The sequence below is a fragment of the Sphingobium sufflavum genome, from assembly GCF_021403115.1.
GTDB lineage: Bacteria > Pseudomonadota > Alphaproteobacteria > Sphingomonadales > Sphingomonadaceae > Sphingobium > Sphingobium sufflavum.
In genome coordinates this window covers 106,412-121,467 of sequence record NZ_JAJSSH010000004.1, presented here as the reverse complement: position 1 = coordinate 121,467, position 15,056 = coordinate 106,412, and the positions used below count along the sequence as shown (strand labels likewise).

Sequence of the window (15,056 nt, the reverse complement as noted above, 5' to 3'; positions counted from 1 at the left end):
TCCGAGCGGTGGAAACCGCGTCCGAAACCAACCTGCCGGGATGCTGGAGAATAGACGGATTGTCCCGCATCTGCCATGTTATAACAGCGCCCCAGCGGAGTTCTGCAAGCGCGGCCTCCCCGAAACTACGGGCCATTGTCCGCAACTCGTCAGGGGTCCGGGGATAGAGGCCGATGGCGACATGCCGCCCGCCGTCCCTGCCAGTGGCCCATGCGGGTTGTGCGGTAGGAACAAGGGCGGGGTCGTTGCGATCCTGCACAGGTGCAGCCTGCCGCAGGGCTTTGAGGGTCATCGCGGGCACTGGTCAGAACCCGCGCTTATGGAACACGAAATAGCGATCCAGCGCATCAGCAGGCGTGTCCGCAAGGGCGAGGATCGACGCCGGGATTTTCTCCGGGTGACGCTCGACAATCCATTCCAAGACGCGCCGTTCGACTTTGCCAAAGCCGATTTTGGTTTCGCGCTCCTGAAAGCTCTCGCTCCAGTAGCTATCCCATTTGGGGTAGGTCCAACTGATCTCAAAGCGCGTGTTCCGCAGGTCGCCGTTGCTAACCTCAGTGATCTGGAGGTCGTCCAGCCCGACGAAATAGGCATCGCGTTCGGCCTTGGCTTCAACCGTGACGGCATCCGCAAGCTGTGCGGTTAAGTCGTTTGCGCGCTTCGTGAGTTTGTCCAGTTCGGCAGGTGCGCCCTTGATTAGGGCACCGAGTTCCAGATATTCGCGGGTCTTGTTGAGGTCGCGGGTAAGGTCGTTCAGTTCAGCGCGGATGGCGGCTGAGGTCGTGTCGGTCATGGTATTCCTTGAATATGTGGCCTCTCATCGGAGGGCCGGATGTAGGTCGGAGAGTGCTTAGGCGGCTTGGCGCTGGTCGTGACGGTAGGCGTAGACGAACCGCTTGTTGTCAGCCGATGCCTTGGGGTTTTCAAACAGCCAGGACGGCAGGTTGATGTTGAGGGTCAGGAGGACGCCGCGAAGGATCGCCCTGCGGAAGAAGTTCCGGACGACATAGAAGCGGCAACGATCTCCTATGCGGCCATCGTCATCAAGCAACTCGGTAATCCTGCGGAGAACAGGGACGCGGCGATGATCGGCAGCGAGATAGCGTGCAAGGGGTGTATCCCCGAGATTGGCGGGGTTGAACGGGAGGTCCAGCATGTGAATGATTTGGGGTCAGGCCGCTGAGTACGGGTGCAGAGGAGCGAAAGCCCCGACCCCGCGCTTTTCATCATGGTAGGTGCGGATGGTCCCACTGTCCCTATCAGCGGCAGCCATAAGGCTTGCGATCGAGGGGCGACCTGCCGGTTTCCTAGTTGCTCCGATGGGGAGAGGAAGCCCTAGTCGTTCAAGGGCGAAGCGGAAGCCGCTAACAATACGAGGGTCAGCGGTAGAAAGGTAATGCGTCGTATCTGCCGAATAAAGAATAGACGTGTCGATAGGCTGGATAGCCAGTTATGCCTCCATTGAGTTGGAAAAATTGTCCAAAAGACGAAGAGAGATAGCCCTTGCGCACAGGTTAAACCAGAATGGGAACCATCAGTGTGCTATAATCGTACGATCAGGGGCTAACTGCTGATCGTAAGTACCGTCATAAACCAAGCTTCATGCTTATATTGTTGAACCTAGGATCATATCAATAAAGACGACATGTGCTTATCTATGGGTTAAACCCATGCAGCTATGCTGCTATACATCATCCTAGATTTGAGTGAGAAGGTTAGAGATGCCCGTCGTCCCCCGGTCCTGATAGATGCAGAAACCTGCACCTACCGAAACCAGAGGCCGACTGGTTCAAGCATCATCCTGAGTTTGGATTGAGCGTTGAGAGCCTGCCGTCACAGCTAACCGACCACGAATGATCGGCGTCCCCTCGGCTTGCGCCTACCTATGCTGTATCAAGATGCGCTCCTGCGGGCGTGAACGGAGATGGTTTCTCTATTCATCCTACGGTACTGCATCAACACCCTGTATTTGCTTAACTTTTATGGCATTATGAGCTAGTCGATTGGCGGGTCGTACAGGCCGATGTCGCCCGGCCTTTTGTTCCGGTACTCTTGCGGCACCATCGAATAGGCGTGGCCGAGCATGGCAAAGAAATTGTACCACGACGGGTCTTTCTGGTAGATTTCTTCCCGCTCCTGAAACCAGCGCATATTGGTCGCCGCGATGAAGGCCGCATGATCGACGGCCTCAGCCTCTGCTATTTCCCGATCAATCCGATATTGCGCGCGCTCCTGCTCCGCCTGCTCCCCGAAGTCCCGGCAATATCGCTTTACCGTGGCTTCACTAATGCTGAACCGTTTCGCTGTGTCAGCAATGGTCGCCTTACACGCCTGCCGCCAGCGGACAACCGCCACTGGCTCGACGTGGACCTTACGGCCTTTCCTTCTCTCGTTCATTCATTCTCCATGTTCTATCCTGTTCATAATTCGATGTAGGCTCGTGAGGTGCCACCTGCCGCCCGTAGGCGATGGCGTCCCCCTGTCGTTCAAAGTCTCCACAATCTTCCGCATCGACATCCCATTGGTCCGCATCTCCAGAAGCTCGGGAACCGATTGTGAAGCCCGCTGGATAGCACTGGCCCGGTTCTGCTGGGCGAGTAGCTTCCCGTGCGTTCCAAGTTTCGTCCCACGCTCTTTGGCCGCAGCCAGTGCTGCCTTGGTGCGCTTGGAAATCCTCCGTGCCTCGTCTTCCGCGACTACAGCCTCTAGGTGAAGGCGGAACTCGTCGGCGTGCGGCATGTCTGCGACCGCGAAGTTCACGCCCGTTTCCATCAGCCCCGAGATGAAATGGACGTTACGCGAGAGGCGATCCAACTTGGCAGCAACGAGCCGCGCCTTGATCTTCTTGGCGTGGGCGAGGGCCGCGAGTAACTGAGGGCGTTTGCCGATGACGCTCGACCCTTTGCCCGTCTCTACCTCGACATACTCGGGTACGGCTAGCTCCATACCCTGATCCTCAGCGTAACGGCGGATGGCCTCACGTTGTGCTTCTAGTCCCAAGCCGCTTTGGCCCTGACGCGCCGTCGAGACGCGCAGGTACGCTATTGCTTGGGTGCATTTCCGGTCGTTCATACCGCCTCCTGTTCACAGACATACGTTCGTATATGTGTGAACAAATCGACTTGGCAAGCACAATTTTTGGCGGATTTCTGCGGGTTACAGCTACCCCTATGGGGGAACCGGCCTTAGTTTGATCGGAGGTTGGCCCCTCGGATAATCATATCAAAATTAAGTCGTTGAGCATTTGACCAGCCCATGACGCTCAAAGAGAACTCGCCTGTCTGATCGAAGATGCCCGGACGGACCCCGCTGCCTCGCGGTTTTCCCGTCACCCCGGCTTGCAAGTCTCAATTGCGTGGGGCTTATCTAGTCCATGATCGCTGAAAGCGGGACCGGCTTCCATCCCGACGCTTCTGTCCCTTTCGGGCATCCCTAGGATACGCAGTCACCAGATCACAGGATCATGCGGCACCCGGAGTTTGGCAAAGCGCGCCAGTCGGTTATGTCATGTGGGAGGTGGCTGTGCCCGCGCAATCGGACCTCTCTCTTGCCAACGCTTTTATCGCGCCAACCGCAACCGGAGGCAGCCATTCGCTCCGGTGCCGACGATTATGCAGATTGCTCCGTCCGCGTCAACCCACCCATAAATCGCTTCTCAAGCGGATTTTGCGACGGCGAACACAGAGACGCCGGGCAACCGTGAAGGCCCCCGGCGAGTCTGAAAATCGGTTCTGCGGCATACTCAGCGTCCAACCGGCGTCACCATGTAAGCGCCTGTGCTGCCCCAGCCAGATAATCGGGCGAATAGCGCGCGTAGACCCTCGCCGTTATGGTCGTATCGCGGTGGCCTAGGAAACTTGCGATCTCGCTCATGGGGGTCCGGGCCTCTGCCATCCATATCGCGGCAGTATGGCGTAAGAGATGGGCGTGCACCCTGACGCCTGTTCGTTCTGACGCGGCTGTTATGCCTTCTTTATGTCCTTGAGCGGCCCGCCCCGAAACTCGACAATATAGTCTGTGACCGCGCCCGCCCTCGCTTCTTTCAGCGCCTCCATGGCGAGGTTATTGAGAGGAACGGTTGCCCGGCGCTTGTGCGACTGAGTGCGACCCTCCGCGTTAAGACGAAGCTGCGCCCGGCTCCAATCCACTTGATCCCATTTGGCCTCAAGCAAAGCGGTCTTGCGAGCGCCCGTGGTGACAGCCAGTATGCAGAACAGTTTGACGTGGGGCATGAGGCATCCGGTCAAGAATTGCCGAAACTCATCCTTGGTCACTCCCCCCACTTCGCTATCTGGTACTCCGGGGACGATGACCTTCGGGGCCAGCTTATCGTATTTCCAGTGCAGGGCCGTGCGGATCAGGCTCAACTCATTCCGCATGGTGTTGGTAGCCCGGTTACGCCACTTCATGTAGCTGTGGCTCAGGTCGGCATCGACCACCTCGACGGGGATCGCGGACCAGAAGCCTCTGGCAGCTTTCCAACACTCGCGCTTGCGCTTCTCGTCACGCAATCCGCCAAGGCTGTCAATGTACGCCTCGACGCACTCGCCCACTGTTGCGACTAGCGCAGCCTTGGCGACGCCTTTGTCCCGGTTCTCGTACAGCTTCCGCGCCTTGGCTTCCGCTGTGAACCTGTCCTGGGTGTTGAGGGTATGACGGACGCGGCCCGTGGGTGTGTGCCACGTAACGCAGAAACTCCAGTAATCGCTGCCGTCCGTGCGCTTGCGCTTGAGTTTGCCCAGCCTAAAAGGGGTCATGCTGGCCTCTCCTCGTACTCCATTACGTCCGCCTGCTTCACCCGCCAGAGCTTTCCGCCTAACTTGAACCCCGCCAGTTCTCCCCGATTAAGGAGGGTATAGACGAAGGTGTCGGATACGGACCAACGCTCTGCGAGGGCGGGCACCGTGAAGATTGGTTCCGGGTCGGTCATGCTGCCTCCTCCATCGCCATTGCATCCTCAATGGGAACCCATGCCCAGCCCTCGGGCAACGGCTGGGCCAGCGGGACAGGCAGGTGCGCCGCTGCTTCCGCAAAGGACAGGAATGGCCGACCCGGTGCGCCGACCACCAGCGGCCACGGCTCCGTCACGGTATCAGACAGGCGCACGGCCTCCTTGTCCGCAAGGAGCGCCTCAAGGTGGGCGGTCATATAATCCAGCGCAGAGTGAACCGTGCCGTACGCGAGAAGTTGCCCCAGCTTCATTTTCTCCACCAAGCTGGGCGCATCGGCCACGGCCTGTCCAAAGGTCGCCGCATCGGTGCCCGTGATCGCTAGGTACTGCTCCACCACAGGCAGGATTTTAGAAAGTTTACACAAGGTCATTGTCCCATATTCGCCAAAGAGGGCCGCCAAGTGCTATATTCGCTAAATGAGGTCAATAGTAACTTTGAAGTAATATAAAATAAATGTGCAAATTATCCTGCATAACTAAAGGTTTAGTTTCACCATTACTGGTCTTTTTCCATAAGTTATTCGGGTATGATAAATTACGATTAGTTTATACAACCCTCATAACATGACAACTGCTAGTCATCGTGGGATAGGTTAGCCGCAACTCGTTACGCCGCAGGGCCTTGACCGACTCGCCCAATGTTCATCATATGTTCTCCGAAGGAGGACGATATGGAACAGATTGCGGAGATACGATCAGCGGTGGCGGACGCGCTGGAGCAACGCGGGCATGGCAACCGGGAGTTCCTGCGTCAGGTGCGCGACGGGGAACAGGATGACGGGCCGTTTATGCAGGGCGCGCTGGCGTGGGCGAGATGCGCGGAGAACGGTTCTCAGCCCCGCCGCCCTCAACAGGCGACGAGGCTAGGGCAACATGCGGGATCACGCTGAGAAGTGCCCGCAATCAATTCTGCGGGCTGCTACAACTTCAAGCCGGGCACCCGATACGAGGCGATGGCCGCGACAAGGACGTGCATGGCAGGGGCAGACCCGTATTTTTCTGCCGCGTCCTTGCCCTCATGGCCCATAAACTGCCGCTGAACCCGCTCCGGCATGCCCATGTTGCCCGCATGAGTTTTCCATGTGTGCCGAAGGGAATGAAAGACCTTTAGCTTGTCGGTGATGCCGCAGGCTCGCTTGTATTTAGTGAACCACTGCCCCCACTTGTCGGTGAGTTTCTGCCCTATCCCCACAGGCTTGAGTTCAGGGAATACTCGCCCGCTCTGATCGGGGAGGTTTTGCACATAGTCCACGAACCCAAGTTCGATCAGCTTGGGGTGTATCGGGACCAGTCGCATACTCGCCTCGTTCTTTACAGCCGTAGGGAGGGCCGCACCCTCATCGTCGTCGTCGCCCATTTCTATGACGTCGATGCACCACGCTTCCCGCCGCTCGTCCGCCTCATCAATGTACGCCTCAAGCCGAACGTCGCTTACCCTTAGCTGGCCAATCTCCTCCCGGCGCGCACCCATGTAGATTGCGACGAGAGGAAGCCAGTATGCAGCCTCGCCAAAGCTACCCTTTGGCCGTTGTCCAAGGGCGTGGACGGGACAAGCGAATAGGGCGTTGAGGTCGTCGGCTGAGAAGTCCTTGCGCTTAGCGCGCTTTTCCTTAACCGCCATTTTCACGTCTCTTGCCGGATTATCGGCAATGACATCATTCTGCGCGGCCCACTCCAGCAATGTGCGGAGGTACGCCAGCCGGTCACGCACATTGACCTGAGAACGCTTTGGGTCCGCGATCAGTAGGCGCTTGTAGGCCATCACATCGGTTTTAGTGATGAGTTCGACCGACTTCCTGCCCATCAGGGTGTTGAACAACTTGGCGTCTCGCCAGTAGGCATCCTTGCCCCGTGCGGTCGGCTTGCGTTCAGCGGCCCAGCCATCGACAATATCAGTGTCGAGATAGACGCCTTTGCGCTCTGGTTCCGAACCCTCCCGCAGCGACACCGAGTCGGACCGCATTTTCTCAGCGGGTGGGCGGGCAACGTCCCTCTGCTTCCGCCTGCGATAGCGCCCCTCGTATCTGTCGCCCCGCGCCCTCTCCTCGTTCCGAACGATGACGGCGGGGTGATCGTCGGGCAAGCCCGCAAGCCACGCCTCCGCATCCGTTATGCGGTCATCCTCAGCGGAGATTTTCCAAGCATCGGCCCATTGTTGCCGCTGGCGCGTCTCGGCTTCCTCTTGGGTCATTCCGCCAAATGGGTCGAAAGGCGCGGCCTGCTCATCAACTGACGCCTGCTGCCGGGCCAATTCCTGTTCCGCTGCGTCAATCGTCGCTTGAGCCGTTGCCAGCCACGCGGGGTAGAGCCGCTGAGCTTCCTTGGCATCTTTGGTTTTGAGCGAGCGCCCTAGGTCGGACTTGCCGATAATTGGCCTGAGCCGAGGAGGAACAACAAGGCGGGTGCAATAGACCGCGCCGCGACGAAACATGTGTGAAGGCATGTTGCAAATCTCTGCTTTTGTAGCAGTCACTTGCCGCAAAACCCTTGGTTTCCGCCTTTTCTCAGGCATTTCAATGCCATGAGAACAAATGGTGCCCCGCAGGGTCCAAAGATGGGCACTCAAATCATTGGGAAATTTCTATCAAACGTGGCTGAAGGCTGGCCGATTTCGGAATGTCTGCTTACCGATGAGTAAGAGGCGATAGCCGCCGGTCCTCTCTTGGGCAGGCGACACGTTCGTCGGCGGAAAATAGCGGCCTGTCGCCCATCGACCAAGGTGCGACTTCTGTCCCTATCGATACAAGCATGCCACCGTCAGCCCAACGATCCAAGCGTGACCGCGCGTTCGATCCTGCTATGGCCGAGCGCGGGCACTGTTCAGTCATGGCGTGGCCCAAGTAGGAGAATACACATGCTTTTTCACACGATGGTGGGGTCGAACGACATCGACCGAGCGAAGCGCTTTTACGACACGGTGCTAGGCACCCTCGGCGTTGGAGAGGCGACGATCAACGTGGCCGACAGTGGCCACACGCGCCTGATGTACAACAGTGGGAATGGGGCCAATTTCATTGTCACCCAGCCGATCAATGATGAACCAGCCACTGTTGCGAACGGCAGCACCATTGCTTTTTCTTGCGATTCGCCAGAGCAGGTGAAGCAGTTTCATGATGTTGCAGTTGCCAATGGTGGCACGTCGATCGAGGTAGCGCCCGGTCCTCGCGAAACAGCGTCTATGGGTACGATCGTACTGGCGTATTTCCGCGATCTAGATGGAAACAAACTATGCGGAATCCACTTTCCCAAATGACGCGGCTTTGCATCGTTTAGCCTGAGTCAGTTGCCCGCCAATACTTTGGCGGGCAACTGGTCGCTCTTTTCTCGTCCCGTTTTGGCCGTTAGCGGAATGACAGCTTACGGGCAGGTAAACGGTCATAGCTGCCAATAACCGAGTGGCGGAAGCGACCTTATTGCCCCTACGTACCGCGAAAGATAAATTACCGTTTCGGGGCGCGGGTCCAGCAATGCAACACTCCAAGACTGGCGTCCGCGTCATGGCTCGGCATACGCCGTTCCCATCAATGTCGACACGATGACCCTGTCCATTATTTCAGCCACCCGCGCTGGCAGGACCGGCTCGACTTGTCTCAGCCACCATGCCAGGAGTTCGACGATTGATGTGACGGCCAGCGTCGTGCCAATATCCTTGGGCAGCCAGGACTGGACCTGTGGCCACTGGGATTCGCGGGCTAGCGTCAGTTCGACAAAAGCCGTGCGGATCGCTCCCTGCGCGCCGCCCGTCAGCAATGCGCTCCATAGAGCCCGATTAGCTGAAACGTAGAGACAGAGCGTTTCGCACGAAGCGTAACCATTTTTGGATGCCATCACCGGATAGGTAAGATCCAGCAGCTTGCCGATTTCCTCGTGGGCGAGGTCGTCTAGCAACGCCTCTTTGGTCGCATAGTGTCTGAAATAGGTAGTGTATGCGATATCCGCGCGCGCAACGATGTCCCTGATTGTAATGGCTTCGAGCGGCATCTCCTGCAACAATTCCTGCAGCGCCTGCCGGAACGCTTTGCGAGTCCGCCTGATGCGAGGATCAGACCGCTCCGCAAGTGGCAACGCCTGACCTTCACTCACTCTAATCACCTGCTCACCATTTCGCTCTTCGCTATCGTGGTCCCATTGCAAACGCAACTGAGCGCCACAATTCACCCTTGTCGTTCGATCCAGCGCCGCGGTCGCCGCCAAACCCCATGGGCTGCCGTGTTGCCTTCGCAGGTAGTGCCTCAGCACACTTTTGCAACCTGATTGCACTTTTAGGATATTGTGTTCTATAAGTCATTTCGCTATCCACAGTTGTGCGGCGACGATGTCCAGCACATGGACGCTCGCTCAACTCAACGAAACAAAACGGGGAGGTTATCTATATGAAAACCAATCACTTAATTGCATGTAGCGGACTGATTTCGCTCGCATGGGCTTACCCTGCTTTCGCGCAATCCGCCCAGTCGGAGGGAGCGAGCGCCCGCGTAGAATCGGAAGAAATTGTTGTTGAGGCACGGCGAAAGCAGGAATCTGTGCAGGACGTGCCGACGGTCGTTAACGTCGTGACCTCGGACACACTGGCGAAACTGAACCTGCGCCAGTTCAGCGATATCTCGACGGTTGTCCCTGGCTTATCGCTTGGCACGAGCTCCACCGGTATCGGCGGAAATGCTTCTGTCCGTGGCGTCAACTTCGACGTCCTTGCCAGCGGCAACAATGGCACGGTCGAATTCTATTTCAACGACGCTTCGATCCAGGCGGGCGCCCTGATCCAGTCCGTATTCGACATCGGCCAGATCGAGGTTCTGCGTGGACCACAAGGCACGCTGCGTGGCCGCGCGTCTCCCTCCGGCTCGGTCACGGTCACCACACATCGGCCTGACCTTTATGATTACGGCGGGTATGGCAATTTCACGGCAACGGACATGGGAGGCTATAACGCCAACGCGGCCGTCAATATTCCACTAATAAAGGGTGTCGCCGCTCTCCGCATCGCCGGCCTGTATGACGAGAATAGGTCAACATTCGTCAAGCCCGCCACTCCACCTGGCAAGCCAATCTCGAAAACAGAAGCGTACCGGATATCGCTTCGCGTCGAACCGACGAGTTCGCTCCAGTTCGACGTCATGTACCAGCACCTTCACTTGAAGGCCCGGCGATGGGAGCAGGTTGAATCGCTGTCCGAAGTGATCCCCGGAGCGGCCGCCAGTCCATTGTTCATTTCCGCCAAGGATCGCCTCGGCATAGCCGACCTTCCCTCCACCCAGAACCAGACATATGACACGGTGAACTGGCAGGCGCGCTACGCCTTCGCGGGCCAACAGCTCGTCTATGTCGGCTCGTATAACCGTTTTCAGTCTAACATCTTCAATACCGGCACAAACAATGGTGACAGCGCCAACGCCTTCCCAGGGCGGGACTTCGGCCAGCTCACTGTTACCGACGCGACAGACTGGACCCACGAACTGCGTCTCCAGAACGAGACCCGCGTTTTCGATATGTTCGACTATGTGGTCGGAGGCTTCTATCGCCGCAGCACACCACCGTCAGACATCACGACAGATACCTTCCTGACAGCATTCGGCAACGCCCTGCCAGCGGCAACCCCAAATCCCGCCAAAACTCTGGTTCAGCGTCGGGGCCGGGCCATCGAAAAGTCGCTATTCGGCAATGTGACCGCGCATCTGGGAGATAGCTTCGAAATCTCTGGTGGTGTTCGCTACATCAGCTTCGATGAAACCAAGCGCCTGACTATCCCGGCGTTCAATGCCGTGCTTCAGGATATTCATCCGTCCAGCAACGCCTGGATCTACTCGGCATCCGTCAAATATCAGGTCACACCCGACATCATGGCCTATGCCAGCACCGGCAGCAGCTGGCGCCCGCAAATCGACGTGGTGGGTAACTCGGACCTCCAACGGTCTGCCCTCGAAACCAGCTTTTTGCAGGTTCTACCCGAGACATCCAAATCCTATGAAGCCGGCGTGAAGTCGTCATGGTTCGACCGGCGACTGAACGTAAATGTCACTGGCTTCCATCAGACGTTCAAAAACTATCCTTATCGCGCTCCCGGCGCAGGGGTGTACTTCATCAATACGTCGGCTAACACGGCGACAACGCCGCCCACGCTGGTTCAGGGCGTAAGTGCTTTCAATTTTGTCAGCGCGGTTCCGATCGAGATCAACGGCGTCGAAGCGGAAATTCAGTTTCGGCCTTCCTCGCGTTTCAATCTTGGCGTCAATGCGGCCTACTCATTGGGCAAGATCCAGAACGGCCTTATCCCGTGCAATGACCTGAATAGCGACGGCACGCCTGATGGGGCTGGCTCCGCACCGAGCCTGACTGATTTGAGGGCTGCGACCGGTTCCAATGACATTTCTGGATGTCGCGTTTCGACCCGGTCGGGCTTCAATTCTCCATTCAGCGCGAACATACAGTCGGAGTATAATCTGCCCCTCGACGATCGGCTGGATGCTTATGTGCGCGGGTTGTTCACGTTCACCGGCGCATCCCAGGGTGACCCGACAAATTCTTATGACAACATCAGCAGCTATGGCCTGCTCAACCTCTACACAGGCGTGCGCGCGCACGATGGATCCTGGGAAATATCGGCATTCGTAAAGAATGTTGCGAACCTCGAAAAAGTCCTGACCAGGAGCAATGGTCCAACCTTCACGGCCTATCGCGAAGTCGCTCAGGCCCCGACGGGAAGTCGTGTCTTTAACAGCAGCTACTTCGCTGTTTCGATGACGCAGCCGCGTGAGTTCGGATTGAACCTGCGCGTCGCCTTCGGATCTCGATAATCGAATGCAGCCTGCATCGTATCCTCCCCGATACTCAGGTGCATTGGTGGGGAGGTCTTGTCAGAGACCTCCCCATTTTTTTGCGTCGAGTGTCCGGTTCCGGAGCGAGCGAATTGTGGCGCACCCGTGGTCCGGATCCGCAGCGCGGGCATTTCGAGCCAAACATCACCAATCGCCATATTTCCGCCTTTGAGGCGCCCCCCCCCCGGTGCGGTTTCGACTGCATTTCCCGACATGAATTTATCGAATGGAGTCCCGTGATGACAAATCTGGTTAGCCAAAGGGCAAGCGTCGATGGAGAGCTATTGCTGCTATGGTCGCTGCCGGTCATCGGTATAATCTGGTTTCTAGCGTTCCTTGGTTTCCCAGGTTTCGTGCACCCGATGTCGCCGACGTTGTCAGCTGATGCTGTCGCCGCCTTTTATCGCGACCCCGATAATCTTCCCCGCATCCGCTACAGCATGATTGTGTTCAACTGGTTCGGTGTCGCCCTGATTCCGTTCCTGGCGCTGATCGCCTCGCAGATGCGTCGGATGGCGCACAATACGCCGATCATGAGCTATTGTTTTCTCGGCTGTATTGCTGGTGGCCCAACGCTCTTCTGCATGGCCGATCTATACTGGCTGCTCGCCGCCTTTCGCCCTGAACGCGATCCGTCCCTGATCCAGCTGTTCAACGATCTCGCTTGGGTTACTTTCACAAGCCAAGTGGGCTTCCTCGTGGCGCAAAGCGTGTTCCTTGCTCTCGCCATCTACCTTGACCGGCAGACGCGGAAGATCCTCCCGACCTGGTATGCACACTTCAACCTGCTCACTGCGGTTGCGCTGGCACCGGCGGCCTTCGCCACGATGGCGCTCGATGGACCGTTGGCGTGGGACGGGCTGCTCTCCTTCTGGGTCAAAAACATCGCAATCGCCCTGTGGATCATCGTGACCGGTTTCACGATCGGCAGCACCATTCACCGCCAGCGCCGTGAAGAAGGAACCGAAATATGAGCAGTATCCCGATGAATGGGTCGCTGGCCGTCCCGCCGGTGCCATTATCCAAAATCGGTAAGATCGCGTGGAACTGGCGTCATAACCCGAATATCGAGCAATGGCTGGCATGGTACGCGATTGTAGTATTCTACAATATCTTCGGCGTTGTATTCTTTCTCATTACGCGGACACAGCCGCCGCCAAAGGCATGGTGGGATCTCCCAAAGATCATGTGGTGGTTCAACGAAAACCACTTTGGGCTGTTGTTCGGATTCGGCATCATGTTCCTGATTGGTGCGCTCAGCATCGCATCGACGGCCCTGATTTGCTACTCAATGCGTCGCATGTCGGTCAGCCCGGTCTTTGCTAACATCTATCTGATCATCTATTCGCTGGCAGCTGTGCCAGGCATGCTGCTGACCTGCATTGCCTTGGTGGTCGGTGCGTTGCGTCCGGACCGCGATCCCAAGTTGATCGGTCTCCTCTATGACATGGGCTTTCTGTCATTCAGCGGCACGATGGGCATATTTCTGATTGGGTCGGTCATCTGGGCAGTCGCCATTCTGCTCGACAAAAATAGCATCCTTCCGAAATGGTTCGGATACTTCAACATCTGCAACGCACTTACGGAGGTGGTCGTTGCAACCTGTTGCATCATGAAAGAAGGCCCGTTCGCCTGGAACGGAATGATCGCCTTCAATATCAACATGGTGGTGTTCGGTATCTACACTGGCTGCTTCATAACGCTGCTCAAGACGATGATCGAAAAGCAGGACCAGGAGAAGCTGCCTCTCCCCGACCTTCGATGATGCGGCCCGCATTTAGCCTGCGCTCCAGCACAGAAAGATTTAACCATGACAAAAGCCGCACGTGACAGTCTGTCCCGCGCCCCTGGCAAGGCCGGCGTCGGGACGGTGCCCTCCACACCGGGCCAGCCTGATATGTGGATCCTCGTCCTGATCGAGGCTCTGACATTCTTTTCCTATTTCGTTGTCTACACCTACAGCTACAAGGCCAATAGCGTGGCCTTTCTTGAAGCGCAGTCTCATCTGAACTTGCTGTTCGGTGTGATCAACACACTCATACTCCTGACCAGCTCCTGGTCGATCGCCCTCGCCGTCGAGAAATCGCGGAATGGCAACTTTAGCGGCGCGATTGCCAATGTCTGGCTAACCGTTGGCTGCGGACTCACCTTCCTCGCCCTGAAGCTTTACGAGTGGTCGCTCAAGATTGGCGAAGGACTGTATTTTTCCAGTAATGAGTTCTTTTCCTTCTACTATTTCCTGACCGGAATGCATTTGCTGCACGTACTGGTAGGCTTCATCGTTCTCGGCGTTGCGATCTATCAGCTATCGAGTCCAAGGCGCCGTTCCCAAGAGATCGTCGAGACTTGCGCCACTTACTGGCACATGGTCGATTTCCTGTGGGTGATCATTTTTGCGCTTCTCTATATCATGAGGTGATGTGATGCAGATTTCTACCCAGAGCCGGCTCCTCCTGAGCTGGTTCGGCCTATCGGCCGTCACCCTCCTCGCCTGGTGGATTGGCGCCCACCATGGAACTGGCCCTTTGAAGCCTGACCTGGCGGTGGCCTTTGGTGCGATAGCCATCACTGCGGTGAAGGTTCGTGTAATCCTTCGCGAGTTCATGGACGTCAGACATGCTCCGGCACGCTTGCGACACATGAGCGATGCGCTCCTTGCGCTGTTCATAGCTGCCCTGACCACTGCGTATATCGTTTGAAAGCCGCTGTCCGTGACAGGGCAGTGTACCAAGAGAACTTCACGAAACGCCAATTTCAGGAGCATTGTCGCCATGTCGGATGCCCAAGCGCTAGCCACCTGTCCGGCCCATGTGCCTGCGGCGCTGGTTTATGATTTCGACATCCACAATGATCGGGGCCTTCTCACGGATCCGCACGAGCGCATTCTGCGGCTGGTCGAGGAGGCACCGCCATTGTTTTGGACACCGCGCAACGGCGGCCACTGGATGGTGTTGAAATATGGTGATGCTGTCCGGGTAATGCGCAACCCGGACATCTTCTCCAGCGCCCCCATAGTCGCGTACATCGTCGCGGCTTGGCTGAGCCCGCAATGACCGCTTGCGGTCCACCCCTTCGTTCCATTGTGGCTCGAATGCCCTTTTGTCCCCAGTCCAATAAAAACTGCCAAAGCCGAACGTCCGCTTCTGAAGGCGCGAAAGTCGCTCTCGAACGACGGGATGTGGCGCAAGGCCACCCACAGCCCCCGACCAGGCTCGGTCGTCCCGGTCAGCTTCGGTGAATGTCCCGTCCTGATAACAGTTGCCGTTCAGCCTGTGCAAAGCTGCTGGTCA

At 57.2% G+C, this 15,056-nt stretch carries 18 protein-coding genes; 8 read left to right on the top strand and 10 right to left on the bottom strand.

Annotation, left to right across the window (positions count from 1 at the left end; genetic code table 11):
- Nucleotides 1-304 precede the first annotated feature (304 nt).
- The 8 genes from LWE61_RS08210 to LWE61_RS08180 all read right to left on the bottom strand — a co-directional run bounded on the left by LWE61_RS08210 (nucleotide 305) and on the right by LWE61_RS08180 (nucleotide 5,316).
- Nucleotides 305-793 carry a hypothetical protein gene (locus tag LWE61_RS08210; protein WP_234149574.1) on the bottom strand — a complete coding sequence of 163 codons (489 nt, stop codon included), beginning with the start codon at nucleotides 791-793 and terminating at the stop codon, nucleotides 305-307.
- Between the two features lie 57 nt (nucleotides 794-850).
- Nucleotides 851-1,156 carry a hypothetical protein gene (locus tag LWE61_RS08205; protein ID WP_234149573.1) on the bottom strand — a complete coding sequence of 102 codons (306 nt, stop codon included), beginning with the start codon at nucleotides 1,154-1,156 and terminating at the stop codon, nucleotides 851-853.
- Nucleotides 1,157-1,995: 839 nt separating this feature from the next.
- The gene (locus LWE61_RS08200) at nucleotides 1,996-2,397 is read right to left on the bottom strand and encodes a hypothetical protein (protein ID WP_234149572.1); all 402 of its coding nucleotides are present in this window, start codon (nucleotides 2,395-2,397) and stop codon (nucleotides 1,996-1,998) included.
- Entirely contained in the window at nucleotides 2,398-3,072 is a 675-nt protein-coding gene (locus tag LWE61_RS08195) for a recombinase family protein (RefSeq protein ID WP_234149571.1), read from the bottom strand.
- A 687-nt stretch (nucleotides 3,073-3,759) separates the two neighbouring features.
- Nucleotides 3,760-3,933, bottom strand: a complete 174-nt coding sequence (locus LWE61_RS20930) for a tyrosine-type recombinase/integrase (protein ID WP_407696212.1) — start codon at nucleotides 3,931-3,933, stop codon at nucleotides 3,760-3,762.
- A 29-nt stretch (nucleotides 3,934-3,962) separates the two neighbouring features.
- A complete protein-coding gene (locus tag LWE61_RS08190; protein WP_234149570.1) occupies nucleotides 3,963-4,757 on the bottom strand; it encodes a site-specific integrase in 795 nt (264 codons plus the stop codon).
- A complete protein-coding gene (locus LWE61_RS08185; RefSeq protein WP_234149569.1) occupies nucleotides 4,754-4,930 on the bottom strand; it encodes a helix-turn-helix domain-containing protein in 177 nt (58 codons plus the stop codon). The genes LWE61_RS08190 and LWE61_RS08185 overlap by 4 nt, the downstream gene beginning before the upstream one ends.
- The gene (locus LWE61_RS08180) at nucleotides 4,927-5,316 is read right to left on the bottom strand and encodes a hypothetical protein (RefSeq protein WP_234149568.1); all 390 of its coding nucleotides are present in this window, start codon (nucleotides 5,314-5,316) and stop codon (nucleotides 4,927-4,929) included. Before LWE61_RS08180 ends, LWE61_RS08185 begins: the two co-directional genes overlap by 4 nt.
- Before the next feature lie 306 nt (nucleotides 5,317-5,622).
- Between LWE61_RS08180 and LWE61_RS08175 the strand changes: the two genes are divergently transcribed.
- Nucleotides 5,623-5,841, top strand: a complete 219-nt coding sequence (locus LWE61_RS08175; RefSeq protein WP_234149567.1) for a hypothetical protein — start codon at nucleotides 5,623-5,625, stop codon at nucleotides 5,839-5,841.
- A gap of 29 nt (nucleotides 5,842-5,870) precedes the next feature.
- On the opposite strand, the gene LWE61_RS08170 is transcribed toward LWE61_RS08175, so the two are convergent.
- Nucleotides 5,871-7,382: a site-specific integrase gene (locus LWE61_RS08170; RefSeq protein ID WP_234149566.1), complete on the bottom strand. Its 1,512-nt coding sequence runs from the start codon at nucleotides 7,380-7,382 to the stop codon at nucleotides 5,871-5,873.
- 423 nt (nucleotides 7,383-7,805) lie between these two features.
- Between LWE61_RS08170 and LWE61_RS08165 the strand changes: the two genes are divergently transcribed.
- On the top strand, nucleotides 7,806-8,204 hold the full coding sequence (locus LWE61_RS08165; RefSeq protein ID WP_228168233.1) for a VOC family protein: 399 nt from the start codon (nucleotides 7,806-7,808) through the stop codon (nucleotides 8,202-8,204).
- A gap of 242 nt (nucleotides 8,205-8,446) precedes the next feature.
- Here the strand turns inward: LWE61_RS08165 and LWE61_RS08160 are convergent, their stop codons facing one another.
- A complete protein-coding gene (locus LWE61_RS08160; protein WP_234149565.1) occupies nucleotides 8,447-9,034 on the bottom strand; it encodes a TetR/AcrR family transcriptional regulator in 588 nt (195 codons plus the stop codon).
- Between the two features lie 290 nt (nucleotides 9,035-9,324).
- Between LWE61_RS08160 and LWE61_RS08155 the strand changes: the two genes are divergently transcribed.
- From LWE61_RS08155 to LWE61_RS08130, 6 genes are all read left to right on the top strand, one after another.
- Nucleotides 9,325-11,745, top strand: a complete 2,421-nt coding sequence (locus LWE61_RS08155) for a TonB-dependent receptor (RefSeq protein WP_234149564.1) — start codon at nucleotides 9,325-9,327, stop codon at nucleotides 11,743-11,745.
- A 260-nt stretch (nucleotides 11,746-12,005) separates the two neighbouring features.
- Complete coding sequence (locus LWE61_RS08150; RefSeq protein WP_234149563.1) at nucleotides 12,006-12,740, top strand: hypothetical protein; 735 nt, start codon at nucleotides 12,006-12,008, stop codon at nucleotides 12,738-12,740.
- Nucleotides 12,737-13,531 (top strand): hypothetical protein, encoded by a 795-nt coding sequence (locus tag LWE61_RS08145; protein ID WP_234149562.1) that lies wholly within the window; start codon nucleotides 12,737-12,739, stop codon nucleotides 13,529-13,531. The genes LWE61_RS08150 and LWE61_RS08145 overlap by 4 nt, the downstream gene beginning before the upstream one ends.
- 45 nt (nucleotides 13,532-13,576) lie before the next feature.
- The gene (locus LWE61_RS08140; protein WP_234149561.1) at nucleotides 13,577-14,185 is read left to right on the top strand and encodes a cytochrome c oxidase subunit 3; all 609 of its coding nucleotides are present in this window, start codon (nucleotides 13,577-13,579) and stop codon (nucleotides 14,183-14,185) included.
- 4 nt (nucleotides 14,186-14,189) lie between these two features.
- Complete coding sequence (locus LWE61_RS08135; RefSeq protein ID WP_234149560.1) at nucleotides 14,190-14,465, top strand: cytochrome C oxidase subunit IV family protein; 276 nt, start codon at nucleotides 14,190-14,192, stop codon at nucleotides 14,463-14,465.
- A gap of 72 nt (nucleotides 14,466-14,537) precedes the next feature.
- Nucleotides 14,538-14,819, top strand: coding sequence for a cytochrome P450 (locus LWE61_RS08130; RefSeq protein WP_234149559.1), 282 nt, complete (start codon nucleotides 14,538-14,540; stop codon nucleotides 14,817-14,819).
- Nucleotides 14,820-15,056 lie beyond the last annotated feature (237 nt).

Bases quoted from the DNA above. Each gene is read 5' to 3' on its own strand.
- LWE61_RS08155 (WP_234149564.1), top strand. From the start codon at position 9,325: ATGAAAACCAATCACTTAATTGCATGTAGCGGACTGATTTCGCTCGCA.
- LWE61_RS08165 (WP_228168233.1), top strand. From the start codon at position 7,806: ATGCTTTTTCACACGATGGTGGGGTCGAACGACATCGACCGAGCGAAG.
- LWE61_RS08130 (WP_234149559.1), top strand. From the start codon at position 14,538: ATGTCGGATGCCCAAGCGCTAGCCACCTGTCCGGCCCATGTGCCTGCG.
- LWE61_RS08170 (WP_234149566.1), bottom strand. From the start codon at position 7,382: ATGTTTCGTCGCGGCGCGGTCTATTGCACCCGCCTTGTTGTTCCTCCT.
- LWE61_RS08200 (WP_234149572.1), bottom strand. From the start codon at position 2,397: ATGAACGAGAGAAGGAAAGGCCGTAAGGTCCACGTCGAGCCAGTGGCG.
- LWE61_RS08135 (WP_234149560.1), top strand. From the start codon at position 14,190: ATGCAGATTTCTACCCAGAGCCGGCTCCTCCTGAGCTGGTTCGGCCTA.
- LWE61_RS08150 (WP_234149563.1), top strand. From the start codon at position 12,006: ATGACAAATCTGGTTAGCCAAAGGGCAAGCGTCGATGGAGAGCTATTG.
- LWE61_RS08145 (WP_234149562.1), top strand. From the start codon at position 12,737: ATGAGCAGTATCCCGATGAATGGGTCGCTGGCCGTCCCGCCGGTGCCA.
- LWE61_RS08205 (WP_234149573.1), bottom strand. From the start codon at position 1,156: ATGCTGGACCTCCCGTTCAACCCCGCCAATCTCGGGGATACACCCCTT.
- LWE61_RS08185 (WP_234149569.1), bottom strand. From the start codon at position 4,930: ATGACCGACCCGGAACCAATCTTCACGGTGCCCGCCCTCGCAGAGCGT.
- LWE61_RS08195 (WP_234149571.1), bottom strand. From the start codon at position 3,072: ATGAACGACCGGAAATGCACCCAAGCAATAGCGTACCTGCGCGTCTCG.
- LWE61_RS08210 (WP_234149574.1), bottom strand. From the start codon at position 793: ATGACCGACACGACCTCAGCCGCCATCCGCGCTGAACTGAACGACCTT.
- LWE61_RS08140 (WP_234149561.1), top strand. From the start codon at position 13,577: ATGACAAAAGCCGCACGTGACAGTCTGTCCCGCGCCCCTGGCAAGGCC.
- LWE61_RS08175 (WP_234149567.1), top strand. From the start codon at position 5,623: ATGGAACAGATTGCGGAGATACGATCAGCGGTGGCGGACGCGCTGGAG.
- LWE61_RS08190 (WP_234149570.1), bottom strand. From the start codon at position 4,757: ATGACCCCTTTTAGGCTGGGCAAACTCAAGCGCAAGCGCACGGACGGC.